This window comes from Corynebacterium sp. HMSC08A12 (assembly GCF_001807485.1).
In the GTDB taxonomy this organism is placed as follows: domain Bacteria; phylum Actinomycetota; class Actinomycetes; order Mycobacteriales; family Mycobacteriaceae; genus Corynebacterium; species Corynebacterium evansiae.
The window spans coordinates 141516-159905 of record NZ_KV789168.1 but is presented as its reverse complement, the minus strand read 5'-3'; the positions used below and the strand labels follow the sequence as shown (position 1 = coordinate 159905).

The 18390-nt window shown below is 65.6% G+C and carries 17 protein-coding genes; 15 read left to right on the top strand and 2 right to left on the bottom strand.

Features of this window, described 5'->3' with window-relative positions; translation table 11 throughout:
• Positions 1 to 13: 13 nt before the first annotated feature.
• The 15 genes from rpe to secG all read left to right on the top strand — a co-directional run bounded on the left by rpe (position 14) and on the right by secG (position 16438).
• Positions 14 to 682 carry a ribulose-phosphate 3-epimerase gene (gene rpe, locus HMPREF3166_RS02635; RefSeq protein ID WP_070487524.1) on the top strand — a complete coding sequence of 223 codons (669 nt, stop codon included), beginning with the start codon at positions 14 to 16 and terminating at the stop codon, positions 680 to 682.
• 4 nt (positions 683 to 686) lie between these two features.
• Complete coding sequence (gene ribD / locus HMPREF3166_RS02630) at positions 687 to 1751, top strand: bifunctional diaminohydroxyphosphoribosylaminopyrimidine deaminase/5-amino-6-(5-phosphoribosylamino)uracil reductase RibD (protein ID WP_070487522.1); 1065 nt, start codon at positions 687 to 689, stop codon at positions 1749 to 1751.
• 66 nt (positions 1752 to 1817) lie between these two features.
• Positions 1818 to 2459 carry a riboflavin synthase gene (locus HMPREF3166_RS02625; RefSeq protein ID WP_070487520.1) on the top strand — a complete coding sequence of 214 codons (642 nt, stop codon included), beginning with the start codon at positions 1818 to 1820 and terminating at the stop codon, positions 2457 to 2459.
• A gap of 18 nt (positions 2460 to 2477) precedes the next feature.
• Positions 2478 to 3749, top strand: coding sequence for a bifunctional 3,4-dihydroxy-2-butanone-4-phosphate synthase/GTP cyclohydrolase II (locus HMPREF3166_RS02620; protein ID WP_070487518.1), 1272 nt, complete (start codon positions 2478 to 2480; stop codon positions 3747 to 3749).
• 87 nt (positions 3750 to 3836) lie between these two features.
• A complete protein-coding gene (ribH, locus tag HMPREF3166_RS02615) occupies positions 3837 to 4265 on the top strand; it encodes a 6,7-dimethyl-8-ribityllumazine synthase (RefSeq protein WP_080561529.1) in 429 nt (142 codons plus the stop codon).
• A 35-nt stretch (positions 4266 to 4300) separates the two neighbouring features.
• Positions 4301 to 4756, top strand: a complete 456-nt coding sequence (locus tag HMPREF3166_RS02610) for a PH domain-containing protein (protein WP_011273578.1) — start codon at positions 4301 to 4303, stop codon at positions 4754 to 4756.
• Positions 4749 to 6821: an excinuclease ABC subunit UvrC gene (uvrC, locus tag HMPREF3166_RS02605; protein ID WP_070487516.1), complete on the top strand. Its 2073-nt coding sequence runs from the start codon at positions 4749 to 4751 to the stop codon at positions 6819 to 6821. The genes HMPREF3166_RS02610 and uvrC overlap by 8 nt, the downstream gene beginning before the upstream one ends.
• A 10-nt stretch (positions 6822 to 6831) precedes the next feature.
• Positions 6832 to 7707, top strand: a complete 876-nt coding sequence (gene rapZ, locus HMPREF3166_RS10095; RefSeq protein ID WP_070487514.1) for an RNase adapter RapZ — start codon at positions 6832 to 6834, stop codon at positions 7705 to 7707.
• 21 nt (positions 7708 to 7728) lie between these two features.
• Positions 7729 to 8736 (top strand): gluconeogenesis factor YvcK family protein, encoded by a 1008-nt coding sequence (gene yvcK / locus HMPREF3166_RS10090; RefSeq protein ID WP_035003868.1) that lies wholly within the window; start codon positions 7729 to 7731, stop codon positions 8734 to 8736.
• A 79-nt stretch (positions 8737 to 8815) separates the two neighbouring features.
• The gene (whiA, locus tag HMPREF3166_RS02590) at positions 8816 to 9802 is read left to right on the top strand and encodes a DNA-binding protein WhiA (protein ID WP_035003872.1); all 987 of its coding nucleotides are present in this window, start codon (positions 8816 to 8818) and stop codon (positions 9800 to 9802) included.
• A 159-nt stretch (positions 9803 to 9961) separates the two neighbouring features.
• Positions 9962 to 10969, top strand: coding sequence for a type I glyceraldehyde-3-phosphate dehydrogenase (gene gap / locus HMPREF3166_RS02585; protein WP_005294824.1), 1008 nt, complete (start codon positions 9962 to 9964; stop codon positions 10967 to 10969).
• A 174-nt stretch (positions 10970 to 11143) separates the two neighbouring features.
• Positions 11144 to 12355: a phosphoglycerate kinase gene (gene pgk / locus HMPREF3166_RS02580; protein ID WP_049049961.1), complete on the top strand. Its 1212-nt coding sequence runs from the start codon at positions 11144 to 11146 to the stop codon at positions 12353 to 12355.
• A gap of 85 nt (positions 12356 to 12440) precedes the next feature.
• Complete coding sequence (gene tpiA, locus HMPREF3166_RS02575; RefSeq protein WP_070487512.1) at positions 12441 to 13226, top strand: triose-phosphate isomerase; 786 nt, start codon at positions 12441 to 12443, stop codon at positions 13224 to 13226.
• Positions 13227 to 13238: 12 nt separating this feature from the next.
• Entirely contained in the window at positions 13239 to 16085 is a 2847-nt protein-coding gene (gene ppc, locus HMPREF3166_RS02570) for a phosphoenolpyruvate carboxylase (RefSeq protein ID WP_070487510.1), read from the top strand.
• A gap of 113 nt (positions 16086 to 16198) precedes the next feature.
• Positions 16199 to 16438: a preprotein translocase subunit SecG gene (secG, locus tag HMPREF3166_RS02565; protein WP_035003882.1), complete on the top strand. Its 240-nt coding sequence runs from the start codon at positions 16199 to 16201 to the stop codon at positions 16436 to 16438.
• A gap of 21 nt (positions 16439 to 16459) precedes the next feature.
• Here secG and pgl read toward each other — a convergent pair whose 3' ends face one another.
• Entirely contained in the window at positions 16460 to 17293 is an 834-nt protein-coding gene (gene pgl, locus HMPREF3166_RS02560) for a 6-phosphogluconolactonase (RefSeq protein WP_070487508.1), read from the bottom strand.
• A complete protein-coding gene (locus HMPREF3166_RS02555) occupies positions 17290 to 18366 on the bottom strand; it encodes a glucose-6-phosphate dehydrogenase assembly protein OpcA (protein ID WP_070487506.1) in 1077 nt (358 codons plus the stop codon). Before HMPREF3166_RS02555 ends, pgl begins: the two co-directional genes overlap by 4 nt.
• Positions 18367 to 18390 lie beyond the last annotated feature (24 nt).

Here is an 18390-nt window from a genome sequence, read left to right as displayed (position 1 = left end):
GGAAGCCCAACCCATGTCCGATTCCCGCACCCCGCTGATCGCCCCGTCCATCCTCGCCGCCGACTTCGCCAATCTGGCCCAAGAGGTTGCCCGCGTGCCAAACGCCGACTGGTTGCACATCGACGTGATGGACAATCACTTCGTCCCGAACCTCTCCTTCGGCCTGCCCGTGGCCAAGTCCCTGCTGCCGCACACGGACCAGCACCTGGACGTCCACCTGATGATCGAGAACCCGGAGAAGTGGGCGGAGGACTACGCCGACGACTTCCAGTCCGTGACTTTCCACTTGGAGGCCGTTGCGGACGTCGATACCGCCATCGCTCTGGCCGATAAGCTGCGCGGTCACGGCACGATGGCGGGCATCTCCATCAAGCCCAACACCCCGGTGGAACCGCTGCTGGACCACCTGGATCGCTTCGACCTCGTGCTCGTCATGAGCGTGGAGCCCGGCTTCGGCGGCCAGAAGTTCATGCCGGAGGTGCTGGATAAGGTCCGCGCGCTGCGCAGCCGAATCGATGCCGACGGCCTGGATACCCTCATCGAGATCGACGGTGGCATTGGGGCTGAGACCGCCGCCGAGTCCGCCGCAGCGGGCGTGGACGTGTTCGTCGCTGGTTCCAGCGTGTTTGGCAAGCCGGACCCCGCCGCGGCGGTCGATGAGATCCGCGCCAGCGCCAAGTAGCTCTATGGATCTTTCTCTTTTTTCTGACGCCCACAGTCTCGGCTGGCAAGCGGCCCAGCTAGCCAGCCCGAACCCGCCGGTCGGCGCGGTGATCGAGGATTCCTCCGGGCAGGTGGTGGGGCGCGGGTACACGCAGGCCCCCGGCGGCGCGCATGCGGAGGTCGTCGCCCTGCGTCAGGCCGGGGAGAAGGTCCGGGGCGGCAGGGCGATCGTCACCCTGGAGCCCTGCAACCACACCGGCCGTACCGGCCCGTGTGCAGAGGCGCTTATCCGCGCTGGTATCCGGCGGGTGGATTTCCTCTTCGCGGACCCAAACCCCACCGCCGAAGGTGGCGCCGCCACGCTCCGCGCCGCGGGCGTGGAGGTTCACGGCCCCTATTTGCCGCATCCGACGGCCAGCGACGAAGCAAAGCTGCCCGCGTGGTCGGCGATGTACAGCGTGGAGCCCTGGCTGATTTCCGAGGCCCGGCAGCGCCCGCACGTGTGCCTGAAGATGGCCTCCACGCTGGATGGACGGGTGGCAGCCGTGGATGGAAGCAGCCAGTGGATCACCGGCGAGCCAGCGCGCGTGGCGGTGCACGAGGATAGAACCCGCCGCGACGCGATCCTGGTGGGCACCGGAACCATTGCGGCGGATAACCCGCGGCTGACCGCCCGCGATGCCGACGGCCAGCCCTTCGCCGAGGAGTTGCAGCCGCTGCGAGTCATCATGGGCACCAGCGACATTACCGCGGACGCGGCGGTGTTCGCCACGCCCGGGCGCGCCCTCCACCTGCAGACCCGCGACGTGCACGAAGTGCTGGCGGAGCTCTGGAAGCGCGAGGTACGCACCCTGCTGGTGGAAGGCGGAGCTCAAGTAGCCGCAGCCTTCATGAAAGCCGACGTGGTGGACGAGGTTCAGTACTACGCGGCCCCGGCGGTATTGGGGGCGGGGGTGGCGTCACTAAGCGATAGCGAGAACCGCCTCGGCCAAACGATCGGGGACATCCGCCGCTTCGTCCCGCGTGAGCTGCAGGTTTTCGGCCAAGACCTGCGCTGGACGCTCACCGCGCCCGGGCGCACCCCCTGATACTGGGATCAACCCACAGTGGGATAATGTGTATGTAATCACATACACAAAATTTAAGGAGCGCGTATGTTCACCGGGATCATCGAGGAGGTCGGGCGGGTAGCCGCGATCGAAGAAGCCGGGGATTCTTTAAGGATGCGCTTCACGGCGCCGGGTGTGCTGGAGGACGCCAAGCGCGGCGATTCCATCGCCATCAACGGCGTGTGCCTGACCGTGGCCGAGCTTTCGCCCGAGGAATTCACTGCCGATGTGATGCAGGTGACGCTGGAATACAGCGCGCTGGGCAGCGTTTCCGTCGGCGACCGGGTGAACGTGGAACGCGCCATGGCCAGCGGCCAACGCTTCGACGGACACATCGTGCAGGGGCACGTGGACGGCACCGCGACCTTGCAGCAGCGCCGCCCCTCGGAGCACTGGGAGGTGTTCCGCTTCCAGCTGGAGGATCCCCAATTGGCCCGCTACGTGGCCAAGAAGGGATCCGTGGCGATCAACGGCACGTCGCTAACGGCTGCCGAGGTGGCGGAGGTAGCCGAAGCAGGCGGCACTGGCTCGACCGAGGCGTGGTTCGAGGTCTCCCTGATCCCGACCACCCTGGCGGACACGATGCTGGGCGATCTGAACCCGGGCGATACGGTGAATGTGGAATGCGACGTACTGGCGAAGTACGTCGAGCGGCTGGCACAGCACGGCGCGCAGGATAATCAGTAAAAGGCATAAAGGGCACCAATGAGCACGAGCGAAACTAGCGAACCCCAAGACATCAAACTGGATTCCGTAGAGCGCGCCATCGCCGACATCGCGGCGGGCAAGGCCGTGGTGGTCGTCGACGACGAGGACCGGGAGAACGAGGGCGACCTCATCTTCGCCGCGGAGCTGGCCACCCCGGAGCTGATGGCCTTCATGGTGCGCCACAGCTCCGGCTATGTGTGCGTGGGTATGGATAGCGCCGACTGCGACCGTCTGGGTCTGCCGCCGATGGTGGCCCGCAACGAGGATGTGCGCGGCACGGCCTACACCGTGACTGTGGACGCCGCCGAGGGCGTGGATACCGGCATCAGCGCCACCGACCGCGCCCGCACCGTGCGTCTGCTGGCTGATCCCAAGTCCACCGTCGCCACCTTTAACCGCCCCGGCCACGTGGTGCCGCTGCGTGCAAAGCGCGGAGGCGTGCTCGTGCGACAGGGGCACACGGAAGCAGCGGTGGACCTGGCCCGCGCGGCGAACCTGGCGCCCGCCGGCGCACTGTGCGAGATCGTCTCTGAGGAAGATCCCACGACCATGGCCCGCCTGCCGGAGCTGCGCCGCTTCGCCGACGAGCACGACCTGGCCCTGATCAGCATCGAGCAGCTGCAGGACTGGCGCCGCCACCACACCCAGACCCTCGAGCGCGCCGTGGAAACCCGCCTGCCGACCGTCCACGGCAACTTCCGGGCCATCGGCTACGTCAACATCATCGACGGCACGGAGCACGTGGCTCTGGTCAAGGGCGATGTGAGCGCCGGCAGCACTGGCAGCACCGCTAACGAGGAGCCGGTTCCGGTGCGCGTACACTCCGAGTGCCTGACCGGCGACGTCTTCGGTTCCCGCCGCTGCGACTGCGGGGACCAGCTTTCCGCCGCCCTGGACTACATCGAGGCCAAGGGTCGGGGTGTGGTCATCTACCTGCGTGGCCACGAGGGCCGGGGCATCGGCCTGCTGCCGAAGCTACGCGCCTACGTGCTGCAGGACGAGGGTCTCGATACCGTCGACGCAAACCTGGAGCAGGGACTTCCGGTGGATGCCCGCGAGTACAGCGCCGCCGCGCAGATCCTCAAGGACCTGCAGGTTCAGTCGGTCGCACTGATCTCCAACAACCCGGACAAGATCCACGACCTGGCCAGCCACGGCGTGAACGTGACCAAGCGCATCCCGGTGGAGCTGAACGCCAACGAGGACAATGTGGTGTACCTGCGCACGAAACGCGACCGCATGGGCCACCAACTCGATACCCTGGACTAGAACCCACTAAAAGAAAGAAGGAGCCCCGCAACCGTGGCACACAACGGAGTCGCCGACGTCCAGCTCAAGGCCGGTTCTGCCTATGGCATGACCGTGGCCGTCATCAGCGCATCCTGGAACGCCGACATCACCGACCAGCTGCACGAGCACTCGATCGCCGCCGCCAAGGAAGCCGGCGCGCAGGTCTCGGAGTGGCGGGTCGCCGGGGCACTGGAGCTGCCGGTTGCCGTCGCCGCGGCATGCAAGCGTTTTGACGCCGTAGTGGCGAACGGCTGCGTAATCCAGGGGGAGACCGAGCACTTCCGCGTGGTCTGCGATGCGGTCACCTACGGTCTGACGCGCGCGGGCATGGACTCGGGCACGCCCGTCGGCAACGGCGTGCTGACCGTCGATACCCATGAGCAGGCGGTGGACCGTGCGGGTGGCGTCGATGCGAAAGAGGACAAGGGGCGCGACGCAGCGGTCGCCGCGATCCACACCGCGCTGGTGCTACGCCAGATCGAGCGTGGCGTTTAGGGGCTACCACCCCGAACAGAGTAGGGTGGATTGCCGTGAGCGATAAGGAGAATTGGGAGCTGGAAGTATCCTCGCCCTTCTTGAAGAAGCTGGCGTGGATCCTGGTCGTGCTGATCATGGCGGTGCACATCTTCATGGCCATCGTCGTGGCCGTGGGAGATACCGGTGTGACGGTGACGAAGGCCGACCAATGGGGGTTCATCGGCATCGGCCTGGTCTTCTCCTTCGTGGCGCTCTCCCTGCTCCGCCCGCACGTCAAGGTGAACAGTGAGGGCGTGGAGGTGCGCAACATCGTGAACGGACAGTTCTACCCGTGGGAGATCATCCACGGGCTGTCCTTCCCGCAGGAGGCCAAGTGGGCGCGCCTGGAACTGCCCGACTTCGAGTTCGTGCCGATGATGGCGCTGAACATTTACGACAAGCAGCTGATCGCCCAGCGTGTAGAGGACTTCCGCCAGCTGGAGGACCGCTACATGCCTTTCGATGACTAGCGTTTCCTACCGCCCCGAGCCCGGCAGCATCCCCACCGACCCGGGGGTTTATACCTTTCGGGACGCCCACGAGCGCGTCATTTATGTCGGCAAGGCCAAGAACCTACGCGCCCGGCTGTCTAACTACTTCCAGGACCTCGACCAGCTGCACCCGCGCACCCGCGCGATGGTGCAGTCCGCCAACCACGTGCAGTGGACGGTGGTCTCCAGCGAGCTCGAGGCCCTGAACCTGGAGTACACCTGGATCAAGCGCTTCAACCCCCGGTTCAACGTGATGTATCGGGATGACAAGACCTATCCCATGCTGGCGATCAGCGTGAAGGAGCAGATCCCGCGCGCATTCATGTACCGCGGGCCCCGGCGCAAGGGCGTGCGTTACTTCGGTCCATACCCCAAGGCGTGGGCGATCCGGGAGACCCTCGAGTCGCTGACGCGCGTGTTTCCGATCAGAACGTGCTCGGCTGGGGTGTATAGGCGTCACGAAGCATTGGGAAGACCCTGCCTACTGGGCTACATCGATCGCTGCAGTGCCCCTTGCGTGGACAAGATCACCCCGGAGGGTCACCGCGCGCTGGTGGATCAGTTCTCCAGCTTCCTGGCGGGCAACACGGAACCCGTGCTGCGCAGGGTGCGCAAGGAGATGGAACAGGCCAGCGAAAACCTGGACTTTGAACGCGCCGCATCCTTGCGCGACCAGCTACAGGCCATGCAGAAATCCATGGAGCGGCAGGCGGTGGTGTTCTCCGACAACACGGATGCCGACCTCATCGCCTTCGTGGCCGACGAGCTAGAGGCCGCGGTGCAGATTTTCCACGTCCGCGGCGGCCGCATTCACGGCCAGCGCGGCTGGGTGGTCGAGCGCGAGGACTTGAGCGAGGAGAAACTGGTCGCGGACTTCATCACCCAGTTCTACGGCGAGACGGCGGAGCTGGCGAAGGCGACGGAAACCCAGGTGGGCGGCGCCTCCGGCCCGGAGGTGGACCGGGACCTGGCGCGCGCCATCAACCCGGCCGCCGCACAGGACCTGGGCGACCTGGTGGGCGACGTTCAGGTCACGCCCGTGCCCCGCGAGATCCTGGTTCACGCGATGCCGGAGGATTCCGAGGACCTAGCGGTGTGGCTGACGAGCCTGCGCGGCTCCAACGTGCAGATCCGCGTGCCGCAGCGCGGCGACAAGAAGGCGCTGATGACCACCGCGGAGACCAACGCCACGCAGGCCCTGGCGCAGCACAAGTTGAAGCGTGCGGGTGACATCACGGCTCGCTCGGCGGCGCTCAAGGAGCTGCAGGAGGCGCTGTGGATGGACGAATCCCCGCTGCGCATCGAGTGCACCGACATCTCGCACATCCAGGGCACCGACGTGGTGGCCAGCCTGGTGGTCTTCGAGGACGGCCTGCCAAAGAAGGCCGACTACCGCCGGTACAAGATCCGCGACGCGGCGGGCGATGGGCACTCCGACGACGTCGCCAGCATCGCGGAAGTCGTGCGCCGCCGCTTCAAGCGCTATCAGCAGGATAAGTCCGCGGTGCCCGCGGGCGATGATGCGGGCGATCTGCTGGAAGGTGAGACGGAGCTGGAAGACAGCGCCCCGGAAGGCACAGACCCAGCAGCCGAGAAGCGCAAGTTCGCCTACCCGCCGCAGCTATTCATCGTGGACGGCGGCCTGCCGCAGGTAAACGCCGCCCAGGAGGTGCTCGACGAGTTAGGCGTGAACGACGTCACCCTGGTGGGCATCGCCAAGCGCCTGGAAGAGATCTGGGTGCCGGGGGAGGAGTATCCGATCATCGTGCCCCGCAACTCTCCCGCGCTATACCTGGTGCAGAACCTGCGCGACGAGGCGCACCGCTTCGCCATCACGTTCCACCGCCAGCAGCGCAGCGCCCGCATGCGCCGCAGCAAACTGGACGATATTCCAGGGCTGGGACCGAAGCGCCGCAAGCAGCTGGTCAAGGAGTTTGGCTCGGTGGCGAGGGTCAAGGAAGCCAGCGTGGAGGACATTGCCGCGCTGCCGGGCTTTGGCCCCAAGTTGGCGCAACTCATTCACGACGCGCTGAATGCTGGGTAGGATCGGGGACATGAGCGCATCAACGCAGCAAGAGCCCAGTTTGATCCTTATTACGGGCATGTCTGGGGCGGGGCGTCGAGCCACTGCCGCAGCCCTGGAGGAGCTCGGGTGGTACGTCGCAGACAACCTCCCGCCCGAGCTCATTGTGCGCATGGTCGAGCTCAGTTTCTCTGAGGATTCGCCGATCGAGAAACTGGCGATCGTCACCGACGTGCGCTCCCGCGACTTCGCCGGCAACCTGACCAGCGTGCTGCACGACCTGCACACCGGGGGTCGGCGCCCAACGGTGCTGTACCTGGATGCCACCGACGAGGCGCTGATCGCCCGCTTCGACGCGGTTCGCCGCACCCACCCGCTGCAGCAGAAGGGCACGCTGCAGGACGGCATCGACCGGGAGCGCGAGATGCTGACCAGCATCCGCGAGCGCGCCGACATTGTGTTGGACACGACCAACCGCAGCATCCACGATCTGCGCCGCGAGCTGGAGAAGTTCTTCGCCGCCGCCGACCACTCGAGCGTGCGCATCAACGTCCAGAGCTTCGGCTTTAAGCACGGTCCGCCGAAGGACATCGACTTGTTGCTGGATGCTCGCTTTTTGCCGAACCCTTATTGGGATCCGGAGCTGCGGCCCTTTAGAGGTATTGACGCCCCCGTCTCCGACTTTGTGCTGTCTCAGCCAGGCGCGCAAACGTTCCTCGACCACATCGTCGGGCTCATCCATTCTGTGCTGCCGGGCTACCGCAAAGAGGGCAAGTTCTTCGTCTCCGTGGCCATCGGCTGCACGGGTGGCCACCACCGCAGCGTGGCAATTGTCGAGGAGCTGACCCGCCGTCTGGCCGACGACGGCGTGCTGGTGAACCTGTCCCACCGGGACCTGGAACGTTAGGAAAGGGGCTGGAGACCAACCATGAGTACTTCCGAGAAGCCCGGCAAGCCCATTGCGAACATCGCCTGCCTCGGCGGCGGGCACGGGCTGTTTAACACGCTGCGTTCGGCGCGCACCATCGCCGACTATGTTTCCGCCATCGTGACAGTTGCCGACGACGGCGGCTCTTCCGGCCGCATCCGCCGCGAGCTGGGATCGCTTCCGCCGGGCGATCTGCGCATGGCGCTGGCGGCTTTGACCAGGGACAACGAGCGCGGTCGCATGTGGGAGGAAGTCCTCCAGCACCGCTTCGGTGGCTCCGGCGCGCTGAAGGGCCACGCGCTCGGCAACTTCCTTATCACAGGCCTGGCGCAGGTGATGGGCAGCGAAATGGAAGCCCTCGACGAGATCGGGCGCCTGCTGGGCATCGAGGGGCGCGTGATCCCCATGAGCAACGAGCCGCTGGATCTCGAGGCAGAAGTGCTGGGGCTCGAAGAGGATCCCCGCGAGGTCGTGGCCGTCCGTGGCCAGGTGGCCGTTGCCTCCACCCTCGGCGAGGTGCGCCGCGTGAAGCTGTACCCGGAAAACCCGCCGGCATCGAAGGAGGCCGTGGAGGCGATCCTGAACGCCGACCTGGTTTCCATGGGTCCGGGATCCTGGTTCTCTAGCGTCATCCCGCACCTGCTGGTGCCGGAGATCGTGGACGCGCTGAACCAGACGAAGGCCGTCAAGGCGCTGGTGCTCAACCTGGTCCCGGAACCGGGGGAGACCGCAGGCATGTCCTTGGAGCACCATATCCACATGGTGCGGCAGCACTGCCCAAGCCTGCAGATTGACGTTGTCATCGTCGATCTGTCAACGATGCCAGTGGCCAGCACTCGGCGTCATATCGATAGAGCCGCAGCGGCACTCGGCGCCAAAGTCATCTACCGCGACGTGCGAGAGGACGACAACCGGGGGCGCTGGACCGACCGACACAACCCGCAGAAGCTGGCGGCCGTGTTGCGCGAGGTATCAGGGGGCGTGAAGGACCTGCCCGAGCGGGAATAGTTTTCCCGGCTATAATCAGATGCTTTGAGCACTGATTGCATACGACCAATCGGGACAAGAGACACAAGAAAGGAAGCCCGTGGCACTGACGGCCGATGTGAAGGCAGAGCTAAACCGAGTTCTGGTGACCCGCCACGACGAGATGACCGCCGAGGTCGCCAGCCTGCTGCGCTACACGGCCGCCCTGCACCTGGTGGGCAAGAAGATCGTGGTGGAATCCGAGGTCGACTCGGCAGAGACCGCCCGGCGCCTGACCGACATGGTCGAGCAGCTGTACAAGATCGAGCCGGAGCACCAGATCATCGGCGCCGGCAACCTACGCCGCCGACCGCGCCACGTTCTGCGCTGGACCGAGGGCGGCATGGAGCTGGCCCGCCGCACCGAACTGATCGACCGCGTGGGCCGGCCCGTTCGCGGCCTGCCGCGCTTCATCATCGGCGGTACCTCGGAACAGTGCGTGGCGGCCTGGCGCGGCGCCTTCCTGGCTCACGGCTACATCACCGACCCGGGGCGCTCCTCGGCGCTGGAGGTACAGACGCCCTCCAACGAAGCCGCACTGGCGCTGGTGGGAACCGCCCGCCGCATCGACGTGACGGCCAAGACGAAGGAGGCTCGGGGAGTCAATCGCGTGGTCATCCGCGACGGCGATTCCATCGGACGGCTGCTGATGTTGATGGGCGCCCAGGAGACCCGCGAGGTTTGGGAGAAGCAGCGCCGTACCCGGGAGAATCGGGCGAAGGCCAACCGACTGGCCAACTTCGACGACGCCAACCTGCGCCGCAGCGCGCGTGCCGCCGTGGCCGCCGCGGCCCGCGTAGAGCGCGCCCTGGAGATCCTGGAGAACGACGTGCCTCAGCACCTGGCTCAGGCCGGCCAGCTGCGCGTGGAGCACAAGGAGGCTTCCTTGGAGGAGCTCGGCCGCCTGGCGGAACCGCCGATGACGAAGGACGCGGTGGCGGGCCGCATCCGCCGCCTGCTGTCTATGGCGGACAAGCGCGCGGAGGAGCTGGGGCTGCCGGATACACACTCCGCGGTGACCTCTGAACTGTTTAACGACGTGGACTAGTACCCCCGTCCCCAAAGGGTTAGTAATCCCTGCGAAGCTGGTGGGGCGCAGGTACTCTCGGAAGTGTCGGCGTGAGGGTCGAGGGCTTGGTTTATTGAGCCGTGGGCCTTGGCGTCTAGATCGAAGTAAATGTAGACGCTCTGTTTAGGAGATCAACTTATGACTATCCGTGTTGGCATTAACGGCTTTGGCCGCATCGGCCGCAACTTCTTCCGCGCTATCCGTTCCCAGGGCGCTGACATCGAGGTCGTCGGCATCAACGACCTGACCGACAACAAGACCCTGTCCGTGCTGCTGAAGAACGACTCCGTGATGGGTCGCCTGGACGCAGAGGTCGAGTACGACGACGAGTCCATCACCGTCGACGGCAAGCGCATCGCCGTTTCCGCTGAGCGTGAGCCGAAGAACCTGAAGTGGGGCGAGCTGGGCGCGGACATCGTCATCGAGTCCACCGGCTTCTTCACCGACGCTGAGGCTGCCAAGGCTCACATCGAAGCCGGCGCCAAGAAGGTCATCATCTCCGCCCCGGCGAAGAACGAGGACGCTACCTTCGTCGTCGGTGTTAACCACACCGATTACGACCCGGAGAACCACCACATCATCTCCAACGCATCCTGCACCACCAACTGCCTGGCTCCGCTGGCCAAGACCCTGGACGAGGAATTCGGCATCGTCAAGGGCCTGATGACCACCGTCCACGCTTACACCGGTGACCAGCGCCTGCACGACGCTCCGCACAAGGACCTGCGCCGCGCCCGCGCCGCAGCCGTGAACCTGGTTCCGACCTCCACCGGTGCTGCAAAGGCCGTCTCCCTGGTTCTGCCGCAGCTGAAGGGCAAGCTGGACGGTTACGCAGTCCGCGTTCCGGTTATCACCGGCTCCCTGACCGACCTGACCTTCGAGGCTGAGAAGCCGGTCACCGTCGAGGCCGTGAACGCTGCGCTGAAGAAGGCTGCCGAGAACGAGCTGAAGGGCATCGCTAAGTACTCCGACGACGCTCCGCTGGTCTCCACCGACATCGTCGGCGACCCGCACTCCTCCGTCTTCGACTCCGGCCTGACCAAGGTCATCGACAACCAGGTCAAGGTTGTCTCCTGGTACGACAACGAGTGGGGCTACTCCTGCCGCCTGGTCGACCTGGCCACCTACGTCGGCGAGCGCCTCTAAGCCGCTTACCGGCCGAAAGTCCCTTTAGGACGTTTTAGGACAATGACGGGTTCGGCTCCGATCGCCGCACGTTAGCGCGTCGCGCCGATCGAGTCGACCCGTTTTCTCTTATTCATACAAACCCGCTTTAACCCCATAAGAATCAACCCCAGCAGAAAATTTAAGGAGCTTCCCATGGCCATCAAGACCGTTCAAGATCTGATCAACGAGGGCGTACAGGGCCGCCACGTCCTGGTCCGCGCTGACCTGAACGTCCCGCTGTCCGACGGCAACATCACCGACCCGGGTCGCATCGATGCCTCCGTCCCGACCCTGAAGGCTCTGCTGGAAGCCGGCGCCCGCGTCGTCGTTTCCGCCCACCTGGGCCGCCCGAAGGGCGAGTTCAAGGAGGAGTTCTCCCTGGCTCCTGTCGCCGAGGCTCTCGCCGAGCGCCTGGACCAGTGGGTACCGCTGGCCACCGACGTCACCGGCGAGGATGCCCACGAGCGCGCCAACGGCCTGGACGACGGTGACATCCTGCTGCTGGAAAACGTCCGCTTCGACGCCCGCGAGACCTCCAAGGATGAGGCCGAGCGCACCGAGTTCGCCGCCGAGCTGGCAGCCCTGACCGGCGACAACGGTGCCTTCGTCTCCGACGGCTTCGGCGTGGTTCACCGCAAGCAGGCCTCCGTGTACGACGTGGCCAAGAAGCTGCCGCACTATGCCGGCGGCCTGGTGGAGGCCGAGCTGAACGTGTTGCGCAAGGTATCGGAGAACCCGGAGAAGCCCTACGCCGTCGTACTGGGTGGCTCCAAGGTCTCTGACAAGCTGGGCGTCATCGAGGCCCTCGCCCCGCGCGTGGACAACCTCATCATCGGCGGCGGCATGTGCTTCACCTTCCTCGCTGCCAAGGGCTACGAGGTCGGCGGCTCCCTGCTGCAGGAAGACATGATCGACACCTGCAAGGATCTGCTGGAGCGCTTCGGCGACGTCATCGCGCTGCCCACCGACGTTGTGGTCGCAGAGCGCTTCGACAAGGACGCTGAACACCGCACCGTCGACCTGAACTCCATCCCGGCGGGCTGGATGGGTCTGGACATCGGCCCGGAGTCCGTCAAGGCCTTCGCCGAAGTCCTCTCCAACTCCAAGACCGTCTTCTGGAACGGCCCGATGGGCGTATTCGAGTTCCCTGCGTTCGCTGAGGGTACGCGCGGTGTTGCTCAGGCGATTATTGACGCCACCGCTGCCGGTGCATTCTCGGTCGTGGGCGGCGGCGACTCTGCTGCAGCTGTACGCACCCTGGGGCTGGACGAGGAGGGCTTCTCTCACATCTCCACCGGTGGCGGCGCCTCCCTGGAGTTCCTGGAGGGCAAGGAGCTGCCCGGCGTTTCCGTGCTGGAAAGCTAAGCAGCCCCCCCTCCGACGTTTGCAACAAGAACAAGCTGCTCCGAGCAGCAACCATCTAGAAAGAACTAGAGAGGCATAGACTTTCATGACCGCACGCAAGCCCCTGATTGCCGGCAACTGGAAGATGAACCTGAACCACCTGGAGGCCATGCAGGTCGTCCAGAAGTTCGTCTTCGCATTGCCGAAGGAATACTACGAGGCCGTTGACGTGGCCTTCATCCCGCCCTTTACCGACATCCGCTCCGTGCAGACCCTGGTGGACGGGGACAAGCTGGCCATCACCTACGGCGGCCAGGACGTCTCCCAGCACGCCTCCGGCGCCTACACCGGCGAGGTTTCCGGCACGATGCTGAAGAAGCTCGGCTGCACCTGGGCCATCGTCGGCCACTCCGAGCGCCGACAGTACCACGGGGAGACCGACGAGATTGTCGCCGCCAAGGCACGCGCCGCGCTGGACAACGAGCTGCAGCCGATCGTGTGCGTCGGCGAGCAGCTGGACGTCCGCGAGAAGGGCGAGCACGTCGAGTTCGTCAAGGAGCAGACCAAGGCCTCCCTGGCCGGCCTGTCCGCGGAAGATTTGGCCAAGACGGTCATCGCCTACGAGCCGGTCTGGGCGATCGGCACCGGCAAGGTGGCCTCCGCCGAGGACGCGCAGGAAGTCTGCCACGCCATCCGCGAGCTCGTAGCAGAGCTGGCGGGCGAGGAGGTTGCCGGTGGCATCCGCATCCTCTACGGCGGTTCCGTGAAGACCGACTCCGTCGGGGAGCTGGTCAGCCAGCCTGACGTCGATGGCGGTCTGGTCGGCGGGGCGTCACTAGACGGCGAAGACTTTGCCCGTCTGGCTGCCGCAGCGGCTAAGGCAACCGCTTAAGAAGCGATAGAGATGAGCAAAGACACGATCCGCGGCACAGCAATTCCCGTCGCTCCCGAAGAGATCGCCCACCCCGAGATCAGTCCAACGGTGCGGGACGATACCCGCTACCTGGGGCGCATCTTGGGCGAGGTGATCCGCGAGCAGGAGGGCGACTACACATTCAACCTCATCGAAAACACCCGCAGCGCGGCGTTTGACCTGCGCTATGGCGAGATGCCTATTGAGGAGCTCGCCGAGCAGTTCAACACCCTGCCGACCGAGAAGGCACTGCCCGTCATCCGCGCGTTCTCGCACTTCGCGTTGATGGCCAACCTGGCGGAAGACCTGTACGTCGAGCGGGTGCGCGACCTCGAGGAGGACCGCGGTAACACCGCGCCGCGCTCCACGCTGGCCTACACCTGGCAGGAGCTGCACAACCGCGAGGTGCCGGGGGAGAAGGTCGCCGAGACGATGGCGAACGCGCTGGTTGCGCCCGTTTTGACGGCGCACCCGACGGAAACCCGCCGCCGGACCGTGTTTGACGTGCAGACCGACATCATGAAGATGATGCGGCGGCGCGCACGTGTGCTCAAGGAGCTGAAGCTCAACCCCGATTCGGTACGTTCTGCCCGCCAGCTGGCCGAGATCGAGCTGGTGATCCGCCGCCGGATGACGCTGCTGTGGCAGACCTCCCTGATCCGCAGCGTGCGTCCGCGCATCGAGGACGAGATCAAGGTGGGGCTGCGCTACTACGGCATTAGCCTGCTCAGCGAGATTCCGGCCATCAACCGCCGCGTGAACGAGCACATGAAGGAGCAGTACGGAGACGCGGTGCCCCGCACCGCGGTCGTGCGCCCCGGCTCGTGGATCGGTGGTGACCACGACGGCAACCCGTACGTGACGGCGGAAACGGTGGGCATAGCCACAACCTTCGCAGCGCGGACCATCTTCGACCACTACCAGAAGACCATTTACGCGCTGGAGCACGAGCTCAGCTTGTCCTCCAAGTTCATCGACACGACCGAAGCGCTGGAGCAACTGGCCGACCGTGGGCGCAACGACGTGCCCTCCCGCGTAGACGAGCCCTTCCGCCGCGCCCTCCACGGTATGCGTGGGCGCGTGGCTGCCACGGCCAAGCACACCCTGGGAGAGCCGGTGGTCTCCGGAGGCATCCACAAGGGCCACGAGCCCTATGCCAACCCGACGGAACTGCTGGCGGACATCGACACGGTGGATCAGGCCCTGCGCCATTCCATGGACGACCTGCTGGCCGATCACACCCTGGCGGATCTGCGGGAAGCCGTGGAGACCTTCGGCTTCAACCTGTACTCGCTGGACCTGCGCCAGAACTCCGAGAGCTTCGAGAACGTGCTGACGGAAGTCTTCGCCCGCGCGGGCGTGGCGGAGAACTATGCCGAGTTGGACGAGGACGCGAAGGTGGAGCTGCTGCTAACCGAGCTGGCCAGCCCGCGCCCCCTTTCCGACCCGGAGGCCGAATGGTCTGAAGAGACCGCCCGCGAGCTCGGCATCTTCCGCGCGGCCGCGAAGGCTGCCAAGAAGTTCGGCGCGGAGGTGGTGCCGCACTGCATCATCTCGATGGCCTCGTCCGTCTCCGACGTGATCGAACCGATGATCCTGCTCAAGGAAGTCGGGCTGATCCAGGCGAACGGCGAACACCCGCAGGGATCCGTGGACATCATCCCGCTGTTCGAGACCATCGACGACCTCGCTGGTGGGGCGGACATCATGCGCCAGCTCTGGCAGTTGCCGCTGTACCGCAACTACGTGGCAGGGCGCGGGGATATCCAGGAGATCATGCTGGGCTACTCCGATTCCAACAAGGACGGGGGCTACTTCGCCGCCAACTGGGCGCTCTACGACGCGGAGCTGGCGCTGGTCGAGGCCTCCCGCGAGGCCGGGCTGTTCCTGCGCCTGTTCCACGGCCGCGGCGGCACCGTCGGCCGCGGCGGTGGCCCTTCCTACGACGCGATCCTGGCGCAGCCGAAGGGCGCAGTGCAGGGTGCGGTGCGCATCACCGAGCAGGGCGAGATCATCTCCGCCAAGTACGGCGATCCCGCCAACGCCTCTCGCAACCTGGAGGCTCTCGTGGCCGCCACTCTGGAGGCCAGCCTGCTGCCCGTCGACGACCTCAACGACCCGGACGTGGCCTTCGAGACCATGCGCCAGATCGCGGAGGAGTCGCGGAAGGCCTACTCCGCACTGATGCACGAGGATCCGGGCTTCATCGAGTACTTCACAACCTCAACGCCGCTGGCGGAGATCGGCAGCCTGAACATCGGCTCCCGCCCCTCCTCGCGCAAGCAGACCACCGCGGTCTCGGATCTGCGCGCCATCCCGTGGGTGCTCAGCTGGTCGCAGTCGCGCGTGATGCTGCCCGGTTGGTTCGGCGTGGGCAGCGCCCTGAAGCGCTGGATCGAGGATGGTTCTTCTGTTTCTGGTGACGCCACCTCGCGCCTCAACTACCTGCGGGAGCTCCACAGGCGCTGGCCTTTCTTCGACTCGGTGCTTTCTAATATGGCCCAGGTGATGTCGAAGGCGGACCTTTCCATTGCGCAGCTGTACTCCGAGCTGGTGGGCGATAGGGAAGCGGCGGAGCGGATCTTCGGCGTGATCGTCGAGGAGTACAAGCTGACCGTGGAGATGTTCCTGCAGATCACCGAGCGGGAAACCCTGCTGGCGGACAACCCGGAGCTGGTCAGCTCCGTGCGCAACCGCTTCCCGTACCTGGTGCCGCTGAACCTGCTGCAGGTGGAGCTGCTGCGCCGCTTCCGTGCCGGCGACGATTCCGATAGCGTGCGCTCCGGCATCCAGCTGACGATGAACGGTCTGGCCACCGCGCTGCGGAACTCGGGTTAGAACACCTCACCCCGCGTGGCAGGTTGTCACGCGGGGGCCACAGCGGGTAAATTCGTGGTGTTAATTGAAAGTTTTAGTTAGTCGATTTCTACAGAAGAGTTGAGGGTAGGGCATTGATCCTAACGCTGCAGATCATCCTGGTTGTCACCAGCTTGCTGATGGGCCTTTCCGTGTTGCTGCACAAGGGTAAGGGTGGCGGCCTGTCCAGCCTGTTCGGTGGCGGCATGCAGTCCAACCTGTCCGGTTCCACCGTGGCGGAGAAGAACCTGGATCGCCTGACCGTGGGCACCGCAGTGATCTGGCTGCTGGCCCTGATCGGCCTGAACCTGGTTCTGCACTACGGCCTGGCCTAAAAGCCAGACCGCTTACACAACTTAAAGCAGCGGGTTGGCGGCTTCGTCAACCCACAGCAGCGTCGTCTCCGTACCGGAGGCCAAAGCTGCGGGCCATTCGGCGCCATTGCCGCCGTTGAACACCTGGCCCGCAGCTTCTTTCTTTTCCTCGCCGCTGACCAGCAGCCACACCTGCCGGGAGCGGTTCACCGCCTGCATGGTCAGGCTAATGCGCTCCGCTGGAGGCTTCGGGCACTCGCGCACCGCAACCACCGAACCCTCGGCGTGCAGTAGCGCGTCGGTGTGCGGGAACAGCGAGTTGATGTGCCCTTCCGGCCCCAGTCCCAGCAGGTGAATGTCGAAGCCCTCGGGAGCCACCTGGTCCACCGTCTTGCCGTAGAACTCCGCGGCGGCGTCCAGCGCCGGGCCGTCAGGCTCCTCGCCGGCGGCCAGGGCCGGAACACGGAATACGTTCAGCGAGGGGATGTTCACGTGGCGCAGCAGGGCATCGAAGGCCTGCTTGTCGTTTCGCTCCGGGTCGCCGGCGGCCAGGAAACGTTCGTCGCCGAAGAAGACATACACCTGGGACCAGTCAATCGCGGTGACTGGGAAGTCCTCTGCCGTCTGCTGCGCCGCATGGTCCAGGGCGGCGATCTCCGCCAGGGTGGCGATGCCCGCACCGCCGCCGGTCAGCACCACGCGGACGATGCCGTCGCCCGTTACGGTGTCGCCGGTGCGCTGCAGCTCCGCCACGGTGTTGATGAATTCGCGGGCCGCGGCGGTTGCCAGGTCCTGCTTGTTGTCGCGGGGGCGCAGCTCCACCCCCGTCTTGTCGCTGATAACTGAGGTGCGGCGGTTATTCTGCGTGGGCTTCATCGTAGAGACTCCTGACCATCAAAGGTGTTATAGGTTTCGCGGGCATCGCGGGAGGTCCAGCGGTCCAGCTTGTCCTCCTGCGGCCCAGGGGTTTGCACGCCACGATACTGGGAGGTGCGGGGACCGCGGTCCGGGCGGTTCACGCGCACCAGGCCGCGGAGGGCATGCCCGAAGGCGTAGTCCGGGTCTAGGTGGCGCAGCTCCTCGGCCAGGCAATCGGCCAGTGCACGCCTGCCGAGGGTGACCATGGACTTCTGGTCGCCGACGGTCAGCGAAACCGTGTTGGCGTCAACAACCTCAACCTCAATGGCTCCCACCTGGCGGTACAGCACCGCCTTCTCGATAGAGATCAGGCGATTGCCTTCCGCGTCCTCGCCATAGCGACCATCGACCGTAACGTGCCTGGTCAGCGGCACATCCAGGCGCTCCGCCAGCCAGCCGGCTGCAATGTCCACGGACGGATCGTGCTTCGGCCCCCACACCTCGGCGGACACGATCGGGTGGTGCGGCGGCTGATCCAGCGCGGAGGCTAGCAGACCGCGCCACAGCGTGATGCGGCTCCACACCATGTCCGAATCTCCGCGGGTGTACGTCATGCGGCGGCGGTAGAGGGCATCCTCGTCCTCGTCCGTCAGCGAGTCGGTGATGCGGCGAGTCGCCAGCGCGCCGATAGGGTCGGAGGCCGGGTTGCGCGGGCCAGTGCCAGGCCACCAGGCCACGATCGGGGTATCGGGCAGCAGCAGGGGAGTCACGACGGAGGCGCGGTTGGCGGACAGCTCGCCGTGCAGGTGCATGATGATGATCTCGGAGGCCCCGGCATCGCCACCAATGCGCAGCTGCGCGTCCAGCAAAGACTCCTCGCTGCGGTGCGTGACCAGCACGATCACGCGGGCGGGGTGCTCGCGGGAAGCGTCGTGGGTGGAGCTGATGATGCGGTCGAGATCGTCGTCCTCACTGGTGACGACGATGAGGGTGAGCACGCGCCCGCTCGTGACGTCGCCGCGTTCCTCACGCAGCGCGCGGATGCGCCGCTCGATGTCTTTGGTCTTGGTGTTCGGAAGGTCGATGATCATGGGCGTTTAGTGAGCGCTCCTCGC

Excerpts from the sequence above, each read along its gene's own strand:
- rpe (WP_070487524.1), top strand. The coding sequence starts at position 14 with ATGTCCGATTCCCGCACCCCGCTGATCGCCCCGTCCATCCTCGCCGCC.
- ribD (WP_070487522.1), top strand. The coding sequence starts at position 687 with ATGGATCTTTCTCTTTTTTCTGACGCCCACAGTCTCGGCTGGCAAGCG.
- HMPREF3166_RS02625 (WP_070487520.1), top strand. The coding sequence starts at position 1,818 with ATGTTCACCGGGATCATCGAGGAGGTCGGGCGGGTAGCCGCGATCGAA.
- HMPREF3166_RS02620 (WP_070487518.1), top strand. The coding sequence starts at position 2,478 with ATGAGCACGAGCGAAACTAGCGAACCCCAAGACATCAAACTGGATTCC.
- ribH (WP_080561529.1), top strand. The coding sequence starts at position 3,837 with ATGACCGTGGCCGTCATCAGCGCATCCTGGAACGCCGACATCACCGAC.
- uvrC (WP_070487516.1), top strand. The coding sequence starts at position 4,749 with ATGACTAGCGTTTCCTACCGCCCCGAGCCCGGCAGCATCCCCACCGAC.
- rapZ (WP_070487514.1), top strand. The coding sequence starts at position 6,832 with ATGAGCGCATCAACGCAGCAAGAGCCCAGTTTGATCCTTATTACGGGC.
- yvcK (WP_035003868.1), top strand. The coding sequence starts at position 7,729 with ATGAGTACTTCCGAGAAGCCCGGCAAGCCCATTGCGAACATCGCCTGC.
- gap (WP_005294824.1), top strand. The coding sequence starts at position 9,962 with ATGACTATCCGTGTTGGCATTAACGGCTTTGGCCGCATCGGCCGCAAC.
- pgk (WP_049049961.1), top strand. The coding sequence starts at position 11,144 with ATGGCCATCAAGACCGTTCAAGATCTGATCAACGAGGGCGTACAGGGC.
- tpiA (WP_070487512.1), top strand. The coding sequence starts at position 12,441 with ATGACCGCACGCAAGCCCCTGATTGCCGGCAACTGGAAGATGAACCTG.
- ppc (WP_070487510.1), top strand. The coding sequence starts at position 13,239 with ATGAGCAAAGACACGATCCGCGGCACAGCAATTCCCGTCGCTCCCGAA.
- pgl (WP_070487508.1), bottom strand. The coding sequence starts at position 17,293 with ATGAAGCCCACGCAGAATAACCGCCGCACCTCAGTTATCAGCGACAAG.
- HMPREF3166_RS02555 (WP_070487506.1), bottom strand. The coding sequence starts at position 18,366 with ATGATCATCGACCTTCCGAACACCAAGACCAAAGACATCGAGCGGCGC.